Source organism: Geobacillus sp. 46C-IIa, from assembly GCF_014679505.1.
GTDB lineage: Bacteria > Bacillota > Bacilli > Bacillales > Anoxybacillaceae > Geobacillus.
The window spans coordinates 3,449,815-3,468,309 of record NZ_CP061474.1 but is presented as its reverse complement, the minus strand read 5'-3'; the positions used below and the strand labels follow the sequence as shown (position 1 = coordinate 3,468,309).

16 protein-coding genes and 1 pseudogene are annotated in these 18,495 nt (G+C 50.7%); 8 read left to right on the top strand and 9 right to left on the bottom strand.

Going from position 1 to position 18,495, the window contains the following annotated elements; all coding sequences use genetic code 11:
• Positions 1-2 precede the first annotated feature (2 nt).
• Both IC803_RS17450 and IC803_RS17445 read right to left on the bottom strand, forming a co-directional pair.
• Positions 3-1,064 (bottom strand): tartrate dehydrogenase, encoded by a 1,062-nt coding sequence (locus IC803_RS17450; RefSeq protein ID WP_081207929.1) that lies wholly within the window; start codon positions 1,062-1,064, stop codon positions 3-5.
• Positions 1,061-1,750, bottom strand: coding sequence for a GntR family transcriptional regulator (locus IC803_RS17445; RefSeq protein ID WP_081207930.1), 690 nt, complete (start codon positions 1,748-1,750; stop codon positions 1,061-1,063). Before IC803_RS17445 ends, IC803_RS17450 begins: the two co-directional genes overlap by 4 nt.
• 439 nt (positions 1,751-2,189) lie before the next feature.
• Between IC803_RS17445 and IC803_RS17440 the strand changes: the two genes are divergently transcribed.
• From IC803_RS17440 to IC803_RS17420, 4 genes are all read left to right on the top strand, one after another.
• A complete protein-coding gene (locus IC803_RS17440; protein ID WP_081207931.1) occupies positions 2,190-3,425 on the top strand; it encodes a PucR family transcriptional regulator in 1,236 nt (411 codons plus the stop codon).
• A 116-nt stretch (positions 3,426-3,541) separates the two neighbouring features.
• Positions 3,542-4,675, top strand: a complete 1,134-nt coding sequence (gene ald, locus IC803_RS17435) for an alanine dehydrogenase (protein WP_081207932.1) — start codon at positions 3,542-3,544, stop codon at positions 4,673-4,675.
• Positions 4,676-5,038: 363 nt separating this feature from the next.
• On the top strand, positions 5,039-5,854 hold the full coding sequence (pdxK, locus tag IC803_RS17425) for a pyridoxine/pyridoxal/pyridoxamine kinase (protein ID WP_081207933.1): 816 nt from the start codon (positions 5,039-5,041) through the stop codon (positions 5,852-5,854).
• 148 nt (positions 5,855-6,002) lie between these two features.
• The gene (locus tag IC803_RS17420; protein ID WP_081207934.1) at positions 6,003-6,863 is read left to right on the top strand and encodes a carbon-nitrogen hydrolase family protein; all 861 of its coding nucleotides are present in this window, start codon (positions 6,003-6,005) and stop codon (positions 6,861-6,863) included.
• A gap of 185 nt (positions 6,864-7,048) precedes the next feature.
• On the opposite strand, the gene putP is transcribed toward IC803_RS17420, so the two are convergent.
• Entirely contained in the window at positions 7,049-8,506 is a 1,458-nt protein-coding gene (gene putP / locus IC803_RS17415) for a sodium/proline symporter PutP (protein ID WP_081207935.1), read from the bottom strand.
• A gap of 409 nt (positions 8,507-8,915) precedes the next feature.
• Between putP and IC803_RS17410 the strand changes: the two genes are divergently transcribed.
• The 3 genes from IC803_RS17410 to IC803_RS17400 all read left to right on the top strand — a co-directional run bounded on the left by IC803_RS17410 (position 8,916) and on the right by IC803_RS17400 (position 11,182).
• Positions 8,916-9,737, top strand: coding sequence for a basic amino acid ABC transporter substrate-binding protein (locus tag IC803_RS17410; protein WP_081207936.1), 822 nt, complete (start codon positions 8,916-8,918; stop codon positions 9,735-9,737).
• Between the two features lie 69 nt (positions 9,738-9,806).
• On the top strand, positions 9,807-10,463 hold the full coding sequence (locus IC803_RS17405; protein WP_081207937.1) for an amino acid ABC transporter permease: 657 nt from the start codon (positions 9,807-9,809) through the stop codon (positions 10,461-10,463).
• Positions 10,460-11,182, top strand: a complete 723-nt coding sequence (locus tag IC803_RS17400) for an amino acid ABC transporter ATP-binding protein (RefSeq protein WP_081207938.1) — start codon at positions 10,460-10,462, stop codon at positions 11,180-11,182. Before IC803_RS17405 ends, IC803_RS17400 begins: the two co-directional genes overlap by 4 nt.
• 115 nt (positions 11,183-11,297) lie before the next feature.
• Here the strand turns inward: IC803_RS17400 and qoxD are convergent, their stop codons facing one another.
• The 5 genes from qoxD to IC803_RS17375 form a co-directional block, all read right to left on the bottom strand.
• Positions 11,298-11,597 (bottom strand): cytochrome aa3 quinol oxidase subunit IV, encoded by a 300-nt coding sequence (gene qoxD, locus IC803_RS17395; protein WP_081207939.1) that lies wholly within the window; start codon positions 11,595-11,597, stop codon positions 11,298-11,300.
• Between the two features lies 1 nt (position 11,598).
• Entirely contained in the window at positions 11,599-12,213 is a 615-nt protein-coding gene (gene qoxC / locus IC803_RS17390; RefSeq protein ID WP_081207940.1) for a cytochrome aa3 quinol oxidase subunit III, read from the bottom strand.
• Between the two features lie 3 nt (positions 12,214-12,216).
• Complete coding sequence (qoxB, locus tag IC803_RS17385) at positions 12,217-14,163, bottom strand: cytochrome aa3 quinol oxidase subunit I (protein ID WP_081207941.1); 1,947 nt, start codon at positions 14,161-14,163, stop codon at positions 12,217-12,219.
• Between the two features lie 17 nt (positions 14,164-14,180).
• A complete protein-coding gene (qoxA, locus tag IC803_RS17380) occupies positions 14,181-15,095 on the bottom strand; it encodes a cytochrome aa3 quinol oxidase subunit II (RefSeq protein WP_223812082.1) in 915 nt (304 codons plus the stop codon).
• Positions 15,096-15,360: 265 nt separating this feature from the next.
• On the bottom strand, positions 15,361-16,101 hold the full coding sequence (locus tag IC803_RS17375) for a TrmH family RNA methyltransferase (protein ID WP_369826933.1): 741 nt from the start codon (positions 16,099-16,101) through the stop codon (positions 15,361-15,363).
• A gap of 269 nt (positions 16,102-16,370) precedes the next feature.
• Between IC803_RS17375 and IC803_RS17370 the strand changes: the two are divergent.
• Positions 16,371-16,939 (top strand): annotated as a pseudogene (locus IC803_RS17370) (hypothetical protein).
• A gap of 131 nt (positions 16,940-17,070) precedes the next feature.
• On the opposite strand, the gene IC803_RS17365 reads toward IC803_RS17370, so the two are convergent.
• Positions 17,071-18,459, bottom strand: coding sequence for an ATP-binding protein (locus IC803_RS17365; protein ID WP_081207943.1), 1,389 nt, complete (start codon positions 18,457-18,459; stop codon positions 17,071-17,073).
• Between the last annotated feature and the right edge of the window lie 36 nt (positions 18,460-18,495).

The following is an 18,495-nucleotide window of genomic DNA, read 5'->3' as shown; positions in this document are numbered from 1 at the left end:
CATTACGCGTACGCCCGCAGGCGCCGGCAAATTTCCGCGGCCACTTCCTTCGTCGCCGCCGTGCCGCCGAGGTCCGGCGTTTTGACGCCGTCGGAGGTGACATCCTCAACCGTTTTTAACAAGAGGGATCCGAGCTCTTCCTCTCCGAAATGATCGAGCATGAGTTTCGCCGTCCAAATTTGCCCGATCGGGTTGGCGATGCCTTTGCCGTAAATGTCCGGCGCCGAGCCGTGCACCGGCTCAAACATTGATGGATAGTTGCCGTTGACGTTAATGTTCGCGGCCGGGGCGATGCCGATGCTGCCCATAATGGCGCCGCCAAGGTCAGTCAAAATGTCGCCGAACAAGTTGCTCGCGACAACGACGTCAAACGTATGCGGCCTTGTCACGAAAAAGGCGGCTAACGCGTCAATATGGTACGACGCGGTCGCGACATCCGGGTAGTCGCGCTTGACGTCGGCGAACACTTCATCCCAAAACGGCATCGTATGGAAAATGCCGTTCGATTTCGTCGCGCTCGTCACATGCCCTTTCCGCTTTCGGGCCAGCTCAAATGCATACCGCATCGCCCGCTCCGTTCCTTTGCGGGTAAACACGGCATTTTGGATGGCGATTTCATCTTCCCCGCGGTGAATGCGCCCGCCGACTTCGCTATATTCCCCTTCACTGTTTTCGCGAACGACGATGAAATCAAAGTCGCGCGGCTCGGCCAGCGGCGAGGATAAGCCGCGGAAATATTTCGCCGGGCGAATGTTGATCACTTGTTCAAATTCGCGGCGAATTTTTAGCAGCAATCCCCATAATGAAATATGGTCAGGGACAAGCTTCGGATTGCCGACCGCCCCCAGAAAAATCGCATCAAAATTTCGCAAAGTCGATAACCCGTCATCCGGCATCATTTGGCCGTGTTCAACATAGTAATCGCAGCTCCACGGAAATTCGGTGAACGAAAACGCTATTCCCCCATGGACATCGGCGACCGCCTGCAGCACGTCAAGCGCTGCTGGCACCACTTCCTTGCCGATGCCGTCGCCCGGAATGACGGCGATTTCCCACTTTTTCAAGGCTTCTTCCCCCTTGCTTGTTGGCTTTCCTTTGTTAACAGGTTCTTTAAGTGAAGCAAGTCATGTTGAATATGCACTTTCATTGTTTCCGCCGCTTCATCCGCTTTTCGTTCTTTCATTTTAGAAAAAATTTGCTTGTGTTCCTCTAAAATTTGGTTTGCCCTCCCTGGTCCGTACACGTTTAGCGTCCGATAATAGTACGTTAGCGACCTAAGTCCTCCTAACAACTTGCCTAGCTCGCTATTACCGCTGAACAAAACAATAAAATCGTGAAACTGGACATTGAATGCAATCACGGATTCAAGGTCACCGATTATAATGCTTTGTTCTGTTTGGCGGAGCACTTCTTCAATCTCATCCAATTGAGAGACAGACATCCGTTCACAAGCCAGTTTAACAGCCAACGATTCAAGGGACATGCGGCATTGATAAATCTCCTCCACATTCCTCATCGTCGGTTCGTATACGGTGATCCGCGATTTATGATCAATTTGGAGTAATCCCTCTTTTTCAAGCGCCCTTACAGCCTCACGCACCGGACTTCTACTTACATTTAATTCTCTGGCCAGCTTTGCTTCGTAAATACGTTGTCCGGGTTTGAATTCTCCTTGAAGAATTTTCTTGCGCAGCAAATGATAAATTTGCTCGTAAAAGGGAGCGGATCGGTCCGGTTGAGCTTGACTCATTTGCCTTCACCTACTTTGTCGACTGTCGACAGATATACTTTAAGTCCATTTTATTTGACATATCTTCTTTCTGTCAATGAAAATTTAGCATATTATAAAGTTATATAATATTTTGAAACATCAAATTCCCCTGCAGGATAGACAGTTCCTTCACCCCGAAACAAAACATAATACATTGCCTCACCATTTCACAGGTATGGCGCAAGGAAAGTGGGAAGCTGCTACAAACCTTAGGCGCCTGCCCTCGTTTAAACAGCAACATGTTGAATCACCTCAAAATATACCTATACGTGCTGATTTACAGCTGACGGTGCATAAGTTATGATGAAACCGTTATATAGTTGGTAAAACGATGACTAGCGGTATATGCCTGCTAGCCCCAACTTGAAAACGCACATCTTTATAATATTTAATAACGAACGTTAGGGGGAAAGGGAATATGCCCTCGTATACCGACCCGTTCCGCGGCGAGTTTGACAGCCTTGAAGAGTTTGCCGATCGCGTCAGCGATGTGCTGCGCTGCCCGGTGACGATCGAAGACGCGAACCATCGGCTCATCGCCTACAGCGCCCATGATGATTACACCGACCCAGCGCGGACGGCGACGATCATCAGCCGGCGCGTGCCGGAAAAAGTGATCAACAGCTTATGGAAGCAAGGCGCCATCCCGGCGCTGCTGAAAAGCCGCGAGCCGGTGCGCGTGCCGCCCATTGAAGATGTCGGCCTCGGCAGCCGCGTCGCTGTCTCGATCTGGAAAAACGATGAGGTGATCGGCTTCATTTGGGTACTCGAAACAAACCGGACGCTCACGCCTGAGGAAATGGAATGGCTGAAGCTGGCGGCCAAAGCAGCGAAAAACAAAGTGCTGCAGCTGTATATGCGCAAAAACAAAAAAGAAGAGCGGGTGCAAGAGCTGTTTTGGAAACTGCTCACCGGCCATATCGCGACCGAAGACGAAGTCCGCGCCCATCTTGCCGCGATACAAATTATGGCAGCGCCACAGTTTGCTGTCGTTGTCTTCCGTTTTGCGGCCGATTTGACCGCTGAAATGGAACGGCAAATTTCCTACCTGTTGCAAACGACCCAGCAACTTTCGCTCCTCCTTTATACGACCGACGGCCGCGATGTGATTTTGCTGGCGGCGCCGAAAACGGACCAGCCGTTAAAAGAACTGAACGCATTCATCGAGTCGTTTTCCGCAAAAATGAAGGAGCGGTTTCATATTCACGATGTGCAAAGCGGATTCGGCGGCGTGTACGAGTCATATCGGCTGATCGAAAAAAGCTATCGCGAAGCGCTCGCTGTGCTAGCGCTGAAAGAAAAATTCGGCAGCGAAATAAAGGCCGTTTACGGCTACGCCCAGCTCGGCATTTATCAGTTTTTTGATTTTCTGCTTGAACAAAAGCGGCAAGGGGAATGGACCAACCCCGCTTTGGCCAAGCTGCACATGTACGATCAAAAGCATCATAGCGACTTAGTGAAAACGTTCGAAACATTTTTTGATCATAATGAAAACGTACAAGAAACTGCCGACGCTCTCAACGTTCACCCGAACACGCTCGCCTACCGGCTGAAGAGAATCGCTGACATCGCCGAGCTGGATCTCAATGACATGAATCAAAAAATCAAATTATATATCGATATTAAATTAGCAAAATATGAAGCGCATAACTAATTTGTGAAAATCCACAAAAACCGTGCGCTTCTTTCTCTTTTTTGAACAATGCCCGGCCCGTTCCTTCTCTTTTATACTATAAGTAAGGCTACTTTTGATGAGGAGGAACCATATTCATGATTATTGGAGTACCAAAGGAAATTAAAAATAACGAAAACCGTGTCGCAATTACGCCGGCGGGCGTATTGTCGTTCGTTCAGGCAGGACATACGGTGCTCATTGAGAAAGAGGCAGGGATTGGAAGCGGTTTCAGTAATGATGATTACGCCCGTGCCGGGGCGCAAATCATTGAACGCGCCGAAGACATTTGGGCGCAGGCGGATATGATCATGAAAGTCAAAGAGCCGCTGCCAAGTGAATACGGCTATTTCCGTCCGGGTCTTATTTTGTTCACCTATTTGCATTTGGCGGCGGAGCCAGAGTTGGCGCGCGCCTTAAAAGAAAGCGGCGTCATCGCCATCGCTTATGAGACGGTGCAAGTCGGCCGCACGTTGCCGCTGCTCACGCCGATGAGCGAGGTTGCCGGACGGATGGCGGCGCAAATCGGGGCGCAATTTTTAGAAAAACCGTATGGGGGCAAAGGCATTTTGCTTGGCGGCGTTCCTGGCGTTGCCCGCGGCAAAGTCGCGATCATCGGCGGCGGGGTCGTCGGCACGAATGCAGCGAAGGTCGCGGTCGGCCTTGGCGCGGACGTGACGATCATCGACTTGAACGCCGATCGTCTCCGTGAGCTTGACGACATTTTCGGCCATCAAATTACAACACTCATGTCCAACCCAATGAACATCGCTGAAGCTGTCGCCGAGGCTGACCTTGTCATCGGTGCGGTTCTCATCCCGGGCGCACGGGCGCCAAAACTGGTCACTGAGGATATGGTGAAAGCAATGAAACCGGGTTCAGTCATTGTCGATGTCGCCATCGACCAAGGCGGCATCGTCGAAACGAGCGACCACGTCACGACACATGATGACCCGACCTACGTTAAACATGGTGTCGTCCATTATGCGGTCGCCAACATGCCGGGCGCTGTTCCGCGCACATCGACGATCGCCTTGACGAACGTCACGATGCCATATGCCTTGCAAATCGCTAATAAAGGCGTTGCCCAAGCCATTATTGATAACCCAGCGCTCGAGCTTGGCGTCAACGTCGCCAACGGCGAGATCACGTACGAAGCGGTCGCTCGCGACCTTGGCTACCGCTATGTCCCGGCCCGCGAAGCGCTCGGGAAAACGCTAGCTGCCAACTAGCCGCTGATTGACGCGGCCGGCAACGCGCGCTGTCGGCCGCCTGTTCATTACTGCCCATTCGCATCACGAATCGTCCGCCGATAACAGGCGGGCTTTTTTTGTATCCGTTTTGTTATGCAAAATCATTTTCGTTCGGCAAAGTGGGCATTGTATAATGAATACTGGATCGTGAACCCCATGCGTCGCGTTGTGCAAATCTACTCGCCCAATAACGATGGACAATATGAACAAGCCGGCGTCTGGAAAGAAACCGGCATGGCATGTTCGCGCGCGCTTGACAGTTTTTCTGTTGATATAGAACAACTATTTCGTCCTTGAGGGCAGCTTCATGATATAATCTTGTGGAACAAAGGAGTGATGACGATGACCATGCCAAAAGCATTAACGATCGCCGGGTCAGACAGCAGCGGCGGCGCCGGACTGCAGGCGGATTTAAAAACGTTCCAAGAGCTTGGCGTTTACGGAATGACGGCCATCACGACAATCGTCGCCATGGATCCGCACAACCGGTGGGCGCATCAAGTGTTCCCAGTGGACCTGGCAACAATCGAAGCCCAGCTGGAGACGATCATCATCGGCGTCGGGGTTGATGCCTTAAAAACAGGCATGCTGCCGACAACGGATATCATTGAATTAGCGGCGCACACCATTGAAAAACATGGATTGAAAAACGCGGTCATCGACCCAGTTATGGTGTGCAAAGGAGCGGATGAGCCGCTCCACCCGGAAAATACGGTGTGCTACCGTGAAACGCTCGTGCCAAAAGCAACCGTCGTGACGCCGAACTTGTTTGAAGCCGCGCAATTGTCCGGTTTGCCGCGCATTGAAACGATCGAGGACATGAAGGAAGCAGCCGGGCGCATTCATGAACTCGGGGCCCAATATGTCATCGTCAAAGGCGGGCGGAAAATTCCGCATGACTACGCCGTGGACGTCCTTTATGACGGTAAAACATTTGAACTCCTCGAATCAGAACGGATCGACACGACGTATACGCACGGAGCGGGCTGCACGTTCTCGGCCGCCATCGCCGCCGAACTGGCGAAAGGCCGCCCGGCCAAGGACGCCATCGCGACCGCCAAAGCGTTCATCACCGCCGCCATTCGCCATTCGTTCCCGTTAAACGAATACGTCGGCCCGACGCATCACGGCGCTTACCGCCGCTACGGGGAACAATAGCAAGGCTTGGGCCTTGTCTTTTCCCGCAACTTCGCTCCTTAAGAATTAGGAGGGGATCAGTTCCTGCGCATATCGAAAAAAGCAAATGCCTCCAAACGGGTTTACATAGCGCTAAAATACATGCCATATAGAAAGGAAGGTGCCGCCATTGCGCGTCTCGGCTGTCCAATATCATCTTCACACCATCCGTTCGTTTGATGAGTTTGCCGCGCAAGTGACGCATTACGTGAAAACGGCGCAAGAGTTTGACGCCGAGTTTGTGTTGTTTCCCGAATTTCTCACAACTCAATTGCTTTCCATTCCGCTGGAGGGGGGGCGGCAAGCGACGATTGATGACTTGCCGAATTATACTGAAAAATACACCGAATTGTTTGGATCGCTCGCCAAAGACACCGGCATGTATTTGATCGGCGGTACACATGTCATCCGCCAAGACGGCAAGCTGTATAATACCGCTCATCTCTTTACACCAGATGGGCGCGTCCATCGACAGGCCAAACTGCACATCACCCCGACGGAAGTGAAAGAATGGAACATCACCCCGGGCGATGGGCTTCACGTCTTTGAAACGGACAAAGCGACGATTGCCGTGCTGACGTGCTATGACATCGAGTTCCCGGAAATCGTCCGCATGGCGCGCGCCAAAGGGGCTGACGTCATCTTCTGTCCGTCGTGCACCGACGACCGGCACGGGTTTTACCGCGTGAGGTATTGTTGCCACGCGCGGGCGGTCGAGAACGAAGTGTATGTCGTCACGACCGGCACAGTCGGCTCGCTTCCGACGGTCGACTTTATGCGCGCCAACTTCGGCCAGGCGGCCGTCATCACGCCAAACGATATTCCGTTCCCGCCCGGCGGCGTGCTCGCGGCCGGTGAGATCAACGGCGACATGGTCATTACCGCCGACCTTGACTTGTCGCTTCTTCGCAAAGTGCGGGAAAAAGGGTCGGTCACGACATGGCGCGACCGCCGCACCGACTTGTACCCGGATTGGAACGGGACGGCCTAACGCCGCGATAGACGCCCGCACTCGGATCGGGGGCGGGCGACATGATGCCGCGGCAACACCTGCACCCGGATCGGGGGCGGACGACATGACGCCGCGACAACGCCTGTACTTAGGCTGAGACATCACGAAAGGCCTCTTTTGACAACAGGGTGTCCCTTGTCGCGGGGACACCCTGTTTGTCTTGCTTATGACAGCGACTGCTTAAACCGGTCAAACTGCTCGGCCACTTTCCCTTCCGGCGCTTTCGTCAGCAAGCTTACAACGACAATGGCGAGCAAGCTCGCGGCAAATCCCGGGATCATTTCATACAGCAGCCCTTTTAAGTAGTCTGACTGCGTCCACAAGATGACGGTTGCCGCCCCGGCAACCATGCCGGCAAGCGCTCCCCATTTCGTCATCCGCCGCCAAAACAGGCTAAGCAAAATGACCGGGCCAAATGACGCACCGAATCCGGCCCACGCATAGCCGACTAAGTTTAAAATTGTGTCGTTTTTCGTGTAGGCTAGCGCGGTCGCGACAACGGCGACAAGGAGCACCGACAGGCGTCCGACAAGAACAAGCTCCTTATCTGAAGCCGAGCGGCGGAACAGCACGTTATACAAATCTTCGGTCAGCGAGCTTGACGTAACGAGCAGCTGTGAGGAAATCGTGCTCATGATCGCCGCCAAAATCGCCGCCAGCAAAAATCCGGTGATGACTGGGTGGAACAAAATTTCCCCAAGCTGGATAAACACCGTTTCCGGATCATCGAGCTTCATGCCGCGCTCAGAAAAGTAAGCGATTCCAAACAATCCCGTCAACATCGCCCCGACGACTGAGAAAATCATCCAGCCCATGCCGATGCGGCGGGCGCTTTTCATTTCTTTCACCGACTTAATCGCCATAAAGCGGACGATAATGTGCGGTTGGCCGAAATAGCCAAGCCCCCAGGCAAACAACGAAATAATGCCGAGAAAACTTGTCCCTTTCCATAAATCTAACAAAGCCGGATCAATAGCGCGAATCGTCTCCATTGTATTAGCTGGACCACCTGTATGGAACAACGTCACGACCGGGACGAGAATAAGGGCGATAAACATGATCGTCCCTTGTACAAAGTCCGTCCAGCTGACGGCCAAAAAGCCGCCGAATAATGTATAGGCAACGACGACGCCGCCGACAATCCATAACCCCGTATGGTAGCTGACACCAAACGAATTCTCAAACAACACACCGCCCGAAACAAGGCCGGATGAAACGTAAAACGTAAAAAAGATCATAATAACCATCCCGGATACCATCCGCAACAATTTCGTCGCATCGCCGAAACGGTTTTCCAAAAATTCCGGAATCGTAATCGAGTCGTCCGCTACTTCGGTGTAAACGCGCAGCCGCGGCGCGACATACAACCAGTTCGCGTAAGCGCCCAGCGTCAAGCCGATGACGATCCATGCGGCGCTCACCCCATCGAGATACATCGCCCCCGGCAGCCCCATCAACAGCCAGCCGCTCATATCGGAAGCCCCAGCGCTAAGCGCGGTGACTGCCGGTCCGAGCGTCCGGCCGCCGAGCATATAATCAGACAAGTTCGCCGTCCGTTTATACGCCCAATAGCCGATCCAGAGCATGCCGACTAAATACACAATGACGGAAAATAAAACCATATGGCCTCTCCTTCCTTTGCTGTCTTGTCACCACTTTTATCATAACGAAATTGATAGTATTTACACAATAGTATTTATTTTTTTCCATACCGCTACAATAAACGGATTGACAAAACCTTTGCCAATACCTCTCTCTTCCTGGTATAATATTCTGTAAATTAAAAATCAATCGTTTATATCTTTTTTACATAAAAAATTATTTTATAAAAATGCATATGAAATGATATTAGCCATATGTCCTTCAGTTAATGTGGCAAAAAACATTGAAAAATGCGCCTTTTCTCCATTTATACGGCAGTACCAAAATGTTCAAACAATTATTTTTATAAAACCTATTGCATAATCACAAAAATATTGATAGTATGATAATCGTTCATCGACAATGATTCCAAAGGGGGATTTTATAGGAATGTTAAAAATGAAGAAAGGTTTGATCGTAGCGATCGTTGCTGCGTTGTTTATGGCGCTCGCCGCTTGTGGCAAGTCGACAGAAACAAGCTCTCCGTCAGGAGCTGAAAAAGAAGCGAAGCAAAAAATCACCGTCGGAACGGACGCGGCATTTGCCCCGTTCGAGTATATGGAAAAAGGGAAAATCGTTGGTTTTGACGCTGACCTTCTCGATGCGGTCATGAAAGAAGCCGGCTTGGATTATGAATTGAAAAACGTTGGCTGGGATCCGCTGTTCGCTTCGCTGCAAAGCAAAGAAATCGACATGGGGATTTCCGGCATTACGATTACGGACGAGCGAAAACAATCATATGATTTCTCAGTTCCATACTTTGAAGCAACGCAAGTCATCTTAGTCAAGGAAGGCAGCCCGGTGAAGAACGCCCTCGACTTAAAAGGGAAAACGATCGGCGTCCAAAACGCGACAACCGGTCAGGAAGCTGCGGAGAAACTGTTTGGCAAAGGCAATCATATTAAAAAATTCGAAACGACTGTTGTCGCCATTATGGAACTGTTGAACGGCGGTGTTGATGCTGTGATCACTGACAACGCGGTAGCGAACGAATACGTGAAAAACAATCCGGACAAAAAATTGCAAGTCATTGAAGATCCACAAAACTTCGCTTCGGAATATTATGGCATGATCTTCCCGAAAGATAGCGAACTGAAAGCAAAAGTAGACGAAGCGTTAAAGAAAGTGATTGACAGCGGCAAATATGCAGAGATTTACCAAGAATGGTTCGGCAAAGAGCCGAATATTGAAGGCTTAAAACAACAACAATAAGCGCACGAACATAGAAAAATGCGTAACTGCTAGCAAGTTACGCATTTTTCTTAGAGAAAGGTGAGATCGATGGATTTTCGTTTTGATATTATTATTGAATACGCCCCTTACTTTTGGCAAGGGCTGCTCATAACGATCGGCGTCTCATTAGCCGGCATCGTGTTCGGCCTCATTCTCGGCCTGTTCATCGGCCTTGGTAAAATGGCGACGCACCCGCTCGTCCGCCTGCCGTTTACTTGGTACATTAACTTTTTCCGCGGCACACCGCTCATGGTGCAAATTTTGCTCGTCCATTTTGGCGCCATGCCGCTTTTGCTTGCGGAACCCAACGCCATCATTTCCTTAGCCGTCTCACTGTCACTGAACTCCGCCGCCTACGTCGCGGAAATTTTCCGCGCCGGCATCCAGTCGATCGACAAAGGGCAAATGGAAGCGGCCCGCTCGCTTGGGATGACGCATGCGCAAGCGATGCGCTACATTATTTTGCCGCAGGCGTTAAAGCGAATGATTCCACCGTTTGCGAACGAGTTTATCGTCTTAATTAAAGATTCGTCGCTCGGGATGGTCATCGCCGCACCAGAAATTATGTACTGGGGAAAAGCGGCCGCCGGTGAATACTACCGCGTCTGGGAGCCGTATTTAACGGTTGCGTTGATTTATTTAATTTTGACGCTCTCCTTAAGCAAACTGTCACATTACCTTGAAAGGAAGTATTCGACTCAATGATCGACGTACGCCAATTAAAAAAATCGTTCGGTTCACTTCAAGTGTTGAAAGGAATCGACGCTCATATTCACGAAGGGGAAGTTGTCGTCGTCATCGGCCCATCGGGGTCGGGAAAATCGACGTTTTTGCGCTGTTTAAACTTGCTTGAGGATTTCGATGAAGGTGAAATTATTATTGACGGTATCAATTTAAAGGCGAAAGACACGAACTTAAATAAAGTGCGTGAAGAAGTCGGCATGGTGTTCCAGCGCTTTAACTTGTTCCCGCACATGACGGTGCTCAACAACGTTACGCTCGCACCGATGAAAGTGCGCAAATGGCCGCGCGAAAAAGCGGAAGCGAAAGCGATGGAACTGCTCGCGAAAGTCGGTTTGCAAGACAAAGCGCACGTCTACCCGGATTCCCTCTCCGGCGGGCAGGCGCAGCGCGTCGCCATCGCTCGGGCACTGGCCATGGAACCGAAAATCATGCTCTTTGACGAACCGACGTCAGCCCTTGACCCGGAAATGGTCGGCGAAGTGCTTTCCGTCATGAAGCAGCTCGCCAATGAGGGGATGACGATGGTCATTGTCACCCATGAGATGGGCTTTGCCCGCGAGGTCGGCGACCGCGTCTTGTTTATGGACGGCGGCTACATCGTCGAAGAAGGAAAACCGGAAGATTTGTTCGACCGCCCACAAAACGAGCGGACAAAAGCGTTTTTGTCAAAAGTATTGTAAAAGGCGTCTTGCCTCGAATGGGCAAGGCGCCTTTTCTATGGGAAACATAATGAAAAAAGCAGGCATATAGCCAACGAAAAAGGGTGCCCCATTGCTTTGGGGACACCCTTCCGCTTTACAACACAAACTGCATCACCCAAATCGAACCGGCAACAATCACAACCGCGATAAAGAAACTGTACACCATATTGAGCGTTTGCATGCGTCCGCTGTCGCTTTCGTTGACATGCATAAACATAAACAGCTGCAAGCTGGCTTGGATGACGGCAAACAACACAATGACGACAATGACCGCCTTGAGCGGCAGCCCGGATGAGAGCGCCACCCAAAGCGCCGCAAACGTCAAGACGAGCGACAACAAAAACCCGATGATATGTTTCCAAGGAAATGATTCGCGATGGCTGTTTGCGCCCATGTTACACCACCATCCCTAGCAAATAAACGAGCGTAAAAATGAAAATCCAAACAACGTCTAAAAAGTGCCAGTACAAACTGACGATAAACACTTTCCGAGCCGTTTTCGCCGTCAACCCGCGTTGGAGAAGCTGGATGATGATGAGAATCATCCAGCCGATCCCTAAGCTGACGTGGGCGCCGTGCGTGCCGACGAGAACGAAAAAGCTTGATAAAAACGCGCTCGTCTGCATCGTCGCCCCTTCATGGACGTAATGAATAAACTCGCGAATTTCAAACGCGATAAACCCTGCCCCAAGCAAAAGCGTGACAAGCAGCCAGGCGAGGAGCCCGGCAAGCCGGCCGCGGCGCATTTCAAAAATGGCCAGCCCGCATGTGAAACTGCTCGTCAACAGTAACAACGTTTCGATCAATACGTCTTTTACTTGGAACAATTCCTGCGCCGTCGGCCCGGAGCCGGTTCGCTGAAACAAGACAAGGTAAGTCGCAAACAAAGTCGCAAATAAGACAACCTCTGCCCCTAAGAAAATCCAAAATCCTAAAATGTTAAGCCGACCTTCCTCTGTCCGATACTCCAACGGCATCGTTTCATCATAACGATGTGCTGCTTCTCCCATTCGTTACGCCCCCTTTCGCGCCGCCCGCTCAGTCCGTTTAATTTCATCAACGCCAATATAATAGCCGTCATCATTTTCAAACGAGCGGAGAACGAGTCCGAGCACAATGAACAATGCACCGGCAATCGCTAAGGCAAACCATTTGAACACAAGGCCAAACCCGGCGACAAAGAACGCCACCGACATCCAAAACGGACGTCCGGAATTGCTTGGCATATGGATCGGCTTCAGCTCTTCCTCTTTCACTTCGAAGCCGCTCCGTTTTTTCTTCATCACCCAGTACGCATCCAAATCGTCAACAACCGGAACGACCGGGAAGTTGTAATGGACCGGCGGCGATGCGGTCGCCCACTCAAGCGTACGCCCGTTCCACGGATCGCCGGTCATATCGCGTTCGCCATAACGGGCGCTGTAATAAATGTTATAACAAAGCACGATAAACCCGATGCCCATTAACACCGCCCCAACGGTCGCGACAACGTTGAGCGGCGTCCAACCGAGACCGTCCGAGTACGTATACATGCGGCGCGTCATTCCCATCAGACCAAGGAAATACATCGGGAAGAAGCAGACGTTAAAGCCGATCATAAACAGCCAAAACGTCCATTTGCCGAGCCGCTCGTTTAATATATGGCCGAACATTTTCGGGTACCAGTAATGCAAGCCGGCAAAGCAGGCAAATACCGTACCCGCAATTAATACATAATGGAAGTGGGCAACTAGAAAATAGCTGTTATGGTATTGGTAATCGGCCGCTGCCATCGCCAGCATAACCCCTGTTACACCGCCGATAACAAAGTTTGGAATGAACGCCAGTGACCAAAGCATCGCCGTCGTGAAGCGAATTTTCCCTTTCCGAAGCGTAAACAGCCAGTTGAAAATTTTCACCCCGGTCGGGATGGCGATCGCCATCGTCGTAATCGAAAATACTGAGTTGACCGTTGGTCCGGCGCCCATCGTAAAGAAATGGTGCACCCAGACGATAAAGCTTAAGAAGGCAATCCCGACGATTGAACCGACCATCGCCTTATAACCGAACAGCCGTTTCTGTGCAAACGTGCTGACGACTTCCGAGAAAATGCCGAACGCCGGCAAAATGACGATGTACACTTCCGGATGTCCCCATATCCAGAATAAGTTGGCCCACAGCATCGACATACCGCCGTTGGCCATCGTGAAAAATTGTGTGTCAAATAGACGGTCAAACGTCATTAATGCCAACGCGACCGTCAACACCGGGAAGGCGAACACGATCAGCACCGATGTAATGAGAATCGTCCACGTAAACATCGGCATGCGCATTAATGTCATGCCCGGCGCGCGCATTTTCAAAATCGTGACAAGGAAGTTGATCCCGGTCATTAACGTTCCGATCCCGGAAATTTGCAAGGCAATGGCGTAGTAGTTGTTGCCGACGCCATGGCTGAACTCATTGCTGGCAAGCGGGAAATACGCCGTCCAGCCGGCGTCCGGCGACCCGCCGATGACAAACGAAATGTTAAACAGCATCGCGCCGAAGAAAAAGAGCCAAAAGCTTAACGCGTTCAAATACGGAAATGCGACATCGCGCGCCCCGATTTGCAGCGGAACGACGATGTTCATCAAGCCGATAATAAACGGCATCGCCATAAACAAAATCATAATCGTCCCGTGCGTCGTAAAAATTTCATTATAGTGCTGGGCATCGAGAAACTTCATATTGGGAGCCGTCAACTGCGCCCGCATCAAAAGCGCATCGACGCCGCCGCGGAAGAGCATGAGCACCGCACAAATAATATACATGACGCCGATTTTTTTATGGTCGACGGTAGTGAGCCATTCATTCCAAAGCCATTTCCACTTTTTAAAATACGTCAAGACGAACACAATGCCGATCATCGTTAAGACGATCGCGACATCAGCCGCGTAAATGAGCGGCTCACCCGTGACGAAAAACTCGCTCCATTTCATCGTCCGTTCCTCCTTTCTTACTCCCCGTGATGATGGTTGTCTCTCGCTGTTTCATGATCTTGACCGCCATCTTCGCCTGTCGATTTTCCATCCGCATGATGACTGTTTTGCTGCGCATGGTCAATCCATTCTAAGTGAGTATTTGAGAATGTCATTCGACCGACAAGTCCAGGTTTTAAAATTTGTGCATATTTTTCCTCATTGAGCTTCGGCGCCGTCTGTTTCACTTCGTTCACCCATTGTTTAAAGTCGTCTCCCTTTTGCGCGACGACTTCAAACTCCATATGGGCGAACTTTTCCCCGGAAAAGTTGGCGCTTCGCCCCATATATGAACCCGGTTTGTCAGCTTGTAAAATCAGCTCTGTCTCCATGCCGTCCATAGCGTATTTCTGTCCGCCTAACTCCGGCACCCAAAACGAGTTCATCGGACCGACCGAAGTCAGCTTAAACTTAACCGGAACGCCGGCCGGAATATGGACGTAGTTGACCGTTTCAATGTTTTCTTCCGGATAGCTGAAAATCCATTTCCAGTTCGCCGCCGTCACGTGAATCGTGATTGGTTCGACTTGATCGGTCGGCGGCTTCTCAAGTGCAAACGTCGCTTTCACCGTCGGAACGGCAAGCGCCGCAACGATCAAAATCGGAATGGCCGTCCAAACGACTTCAAGCAGCGTGTTTCCTTCCTCGTCCGGCGGCTCATAATTCGTGTTCTCCGGCTTCTCCCGGTAACGGATGAGCACGACCGTAAATAAAGTAAAAACAACGACAATAATGAACAACATAAAACCGATCGACCACATAATTAAGTCGTACTGCGTCCGCGCCACCGGTCCTTGCGGGTTGAGCACCGCTGTACGCTCGACGCAACCGCCAAGCAAAAAGAGGAGCGGCAAGACCGACAGAGCGCGCCATATCGCCCGTTTCATCGCTATATATCCCCCTTCGTCCGCCCCGGCCACGTGAGGCGATTTCCATTCATATTTTTCTTTGTTTTTACCATATCAAAGTTAAAAACATTTGAAACGAACAGGAAGAAAAGTTCATAAATCAGCAAAACATTTGTCACAAACTGTTCAATCATTGTTCAAGAAATCGCCACTTGTTTTCCTCCGTTAGGGAAATATTGATACGGAAGGGGATTCACACAAAAATATTCCACAACAAAAATAACCGGGTTTCCCTCTTAAAAGAACCCGGTTACCTCCCTTCTGGTTGCCCTGTATATCCTTTCCGCTCCAATTGTTTGCGGACGCGCGGATGCAATGTCTGCCACATCCATTGTTCGTACAGCGCCTTTCTCTCTTCAAGTGACAAATAATAGCGTTTTCCCGCTTGGCGGCGCGCCCGTTCAGTGACATCATACAGCGCCAATGCCGCGGCGACGGAAATGTTAAAACTTTGGACAAAGCCGTACATCGGGATGATGAACGTCCCGTCCGCCAAGCAGAGCGCCTCCTCCGATACACCGCTATGTTCGTTGCCGAACAATAGCACCGTCGGCTTAGAAACATTTAGATCGGAAAGCGGAATCGCCCCTTCGCCGAGATAGCTCGCGTATACTTGGTACCCTTGCCGCTTCAAGTCGCCGATGGCTGTTTCGATATCCGGTTTCCGGTGGAGCGTCAGCCATTGGTCAGCATAGCGCGTCACGAGCCGGTTCGGCGAAAACGGCGCCTTCCCAGTGACGATATGGACATCTTGAACGCCAAACGCCTCGGCTGTCCGCAACACCGCTGCTTGGTTATGCGGATCATCCACCGCTTCCATCAAGACGGTAATATAGCGTGTGCGCTCGTTCAGCACGTCATACATCCGTTTGAGCCGCTTTGGCAAAATCATTTCCCAAGCCGGACGCGTTTGCTCGGTGAGCAATCCTTCCTGCTGCAACTGTTCGAGAAATGCTTTCACTTCCCGTTCTTCCACCAGCATCACCTTCATTCCGTTCCGCTCATTTTGCGTTTCCCATTGTACAAAATAGAAGACAATAAGGCAATTCCCTTGTTTTTAAATACTATTCCGGCTATTTTATAAATAACATTTTGGAAACATTGTTCATTTAAAAACCATCGTTATATCGATTAGTATTATATTGCAAGCGCATTAATAATACTTTTTTAAAAAATGTTATTTATTATTAACTGCTAGGGAGGAGAACGGGATGAAGCAAAAGCAGCCGCAATTGCAGCGGGAATTGGAAGAACGCCAATATTTCGCTCATGTCGCTCGGCGCGACGATCGGCGTCGGCTTGTTCCTTGGGTCGGCATCCGCCATCGAAATGGCCGGGTCGGCAATTTTGCTTGGCTATGGAGTCAGCGGTGCCATTATGTTTTTTATCATGCACGCATTAGGCGAAATGGCGGTCGAACATCCGGTTGCCAATTCGTTTAGCCGTTACGCACATAACTATTTAGAGCCGCTCGCCGGTGTTTATTTGAACTACGTATCAGAAAAAGTGTTCCAATGGGTGACAAGTGTCGCGACATTCGGCGCCATTTGGACATGGGCGATCATCTTGCTTTCCCAGCTGAAGTTCCGTAAGCAGCTTAGCGCAGAGCAAGTGAAACGACTAGCGTTTAAACTGCCATTTACCCGTACAGTTCTTATCTATCGCTTGCCTTCTTGATTGGCGTCATCGCTCTCATAGCGTATTTCCCGGATACGCGCATCGCCTTGATCGTCGGTCCCGCCTGGTTGTTGTTGCTGACGGCGGTGTACTTCGCTAAAGGAATGCACCGCCGCCAATACCGCAGGCAAGAGAAAAAGCAGGCTGGTTGAACGCCCTCCCGCCTGCGCCCACGGATGAGAAGCGGGGGCTTCGCGGTTCAAGGTGATAAATGAATCGATGTCAAAAGGGTGTCCAGCGTTGGACACCCTTTTCCTTTTGTTTACATGCATAACTGACAACATCATGATTTTCCCGTCCCAATATACGCTTGGCGCGGGTGGTTTGGCTGATCGGGGTATTTCAGACGAATTTTTCCTTCTTCTAATAGTTTCCCTAAATAGTTGTTGCGCAACCCGTCCGGCGTCCGTTCGAGCAGCGCCGCTAGCTCCTTCAGCCGCAGCGGCTGTTCGCAGCATAAACGGACGATTATCTCTTCCATCACCGCTGGAGCCAGCCGCTTTTTTCGGCGCGCCAATTCCGCCATCTTCCATAACCGCTCATCGATCCTCTCCTCTTCCTCTCCTCCACCTAGCTCATGAACGTTCATTTCACTATTACCGGAGTCGGACTGTTTGTTTACGGAGTTAGGTTCGTTATTTACGGACTTATCTCGTTTAGTTATGGAGTTGGCGGATTTTTTTACGGAGTTCACCCTGCTATTAACGGAGTTGCAAACGTTATTTATGGAGTTCGGTTCATTAATAACGGAGCTTGCGCCTATATTTACGGAGTTAGGTTCGTTATTTACGAAGCTCTCCTCGGTCCATCGATCATCTTGTTCCGTCCATTCTTGTTCAGGCTGTTGCAATGGCTTATCTGTTTCTGTTTCAATCGTCGCGCCCACCTCAGCTGGAAACAACAACGGACATAACGTAACGATCGTACGATCCGGATTCGTTTGTTGCGAGATGTCGACGGGCTGGACAAGCGCCTGTTCCTGCACATCATGCATTCGTTTTAAGCCGGATCCCGCCCGCTTGCATACATCGATCAATAAAAACATTTTAAAGACGTTCGGATTGCGCAAATTGCTCATTTGTCCGGCCATCGCCGCCTCAACCGGAATGCGGAATCGGCCGGGATTAGCAAAGCGAAACGCCCCGTCTTCTTTTTCGACGGCAATTCCTCCTTCTTCCCCGTAGTCAGCGTGAACAAGCGCATTCACCAGCGCCTCACCGAGCACAATGCGCCCTTCATCCGACCAAACGTGGCGTTCCAGCTCAGCAAGCACACGGAAATAAAAGTCATACACGTTGCCGGACCATGTCCCGTCCTGCGAAGTGAACCGCTTCGTCCACCCCGTTCCGTTCGCATCGGCGTGCTCCCGGTACTCTAAAAAGTATTGCGGCAGCACCTCGGTAATGATCCGCTCCTCACTGAACATCAATAAGCCGGCGAGCGTCAGCCCTTCTTTGCTGCTGTCGCGCAGCTTGCCCCATGCGCCGATTTTGTATAAAAATTCTTTTGTCTCAAGCCCGTTCCACGGATGGCCCGGCTTTACGCGAGCGAACCGCTCCCGGTAATGGCTGACCGTCTCAAAGTTGAGCTCGCTCAAGCTGTAATGCTCCAAAATCAAGCTGTCCACCATCGCGTTGGCGCGTTCATGGAACGAATTTGTATATTTATTCATTCCTGATCTTCCTTTAACATTATTTTTGCAAAACAG

What these genes read in the sequence shown, in the direction of transcription:
- qoxD (WP_081207939.1), bottom strand. Translation starts at nt 11,597, where the DNA reads ATGGGCGCAAACAGCCATCGCGAATCATTTCCTTGGAAACATATCATC.
- putP (WP_081207935.1), bottom strand. Translation starts at nt 8,506, where the DNA reads ATGGTTTTATTTTCCGTCATTGTGTATTTAGTCGGCATGCTCTGGATC.
- IC803_RS17365 (WP_081207943.1), bottom strand. Translation starts at nt 18,459, where the DNA reads ATGAATAAATATACAAATTCGTTCCATGAACGCGCCAACGCGATGGTG.
- IC803_RS17445 (WP_081207930.1), bottom strand. Translation starts at nt 1,750, where the DNA reads ATGAGTCAAGCTCAACCGGACCGATCCGCTCCCTTTTACGAGCAAATT.
- IC803_RS17400 (WP_081207938.1), top strand. Translation starts at nt 10,460, where the DNA reads ATGATCGACGTACGCCAATTAAAAAAATCGTTCGGTTCACTTCAAGTG.
- pdxK (WP_081207933.1), top strand. Translation starts at nt 5,039, where the DNA reads ATGACCATGCCAAAAGCATTAACGATCGCCGGGTCAGACAGCAGCGGC.
- IC803_RS17405 (WP_081207937.1), top strand. Translation starts at nt 9,807, where the DNA reads ATGGATTTTCGTTTTGATATTATTATTGAATACGCCCCTTACTTTTGG.
- IC803_RS17410 (WP_081207936.1), top strand. Translation starts at nt 8,916, where the DNA reads ATGTTAAAAATGAAGAAAGGTTTGATCGTAGCGATCGTTGCTGCGTTG.
- IC803_RS17440 (WP_081207931.1), top strand. Translation starts at nt 2,190, where the DNA reads ATGCCCTCGTATACCGACCCGTTCCGCGGCGAGTTTGACAGCCTTGAA.
- qoxC (WP_081207940.1), bottom strand. Translation starts at nt 12,213, where the DNA reads ATGGGAGAAGCAGCACATCGTTATGATGAAACGATGCCGTTGGAGTAT.
- IC803_RS17375 (WP_369826933.1), bottom strand. Translation starts at nt 16,101, where the DNA reads ATGAAGGTGATGCTGGTGGAAGAACGGGAAGTGAAAGCATTTCTCGAA.
- qoxB (WP_081207941.1), bottom strand. Translation starts at nt 14,163, where the DNA reads ATGAAATGGAGCGAGTTTTTCGTCACGGGTGAGCCGCTCATTTACGCG.
- ald (WP_081207932.1), top strand. Translation starts at nt 3,542, where the DNA reads ATGATTATTGGAGTACCAAAGGAAATTAAAAATAACGAAAACCGTGTC.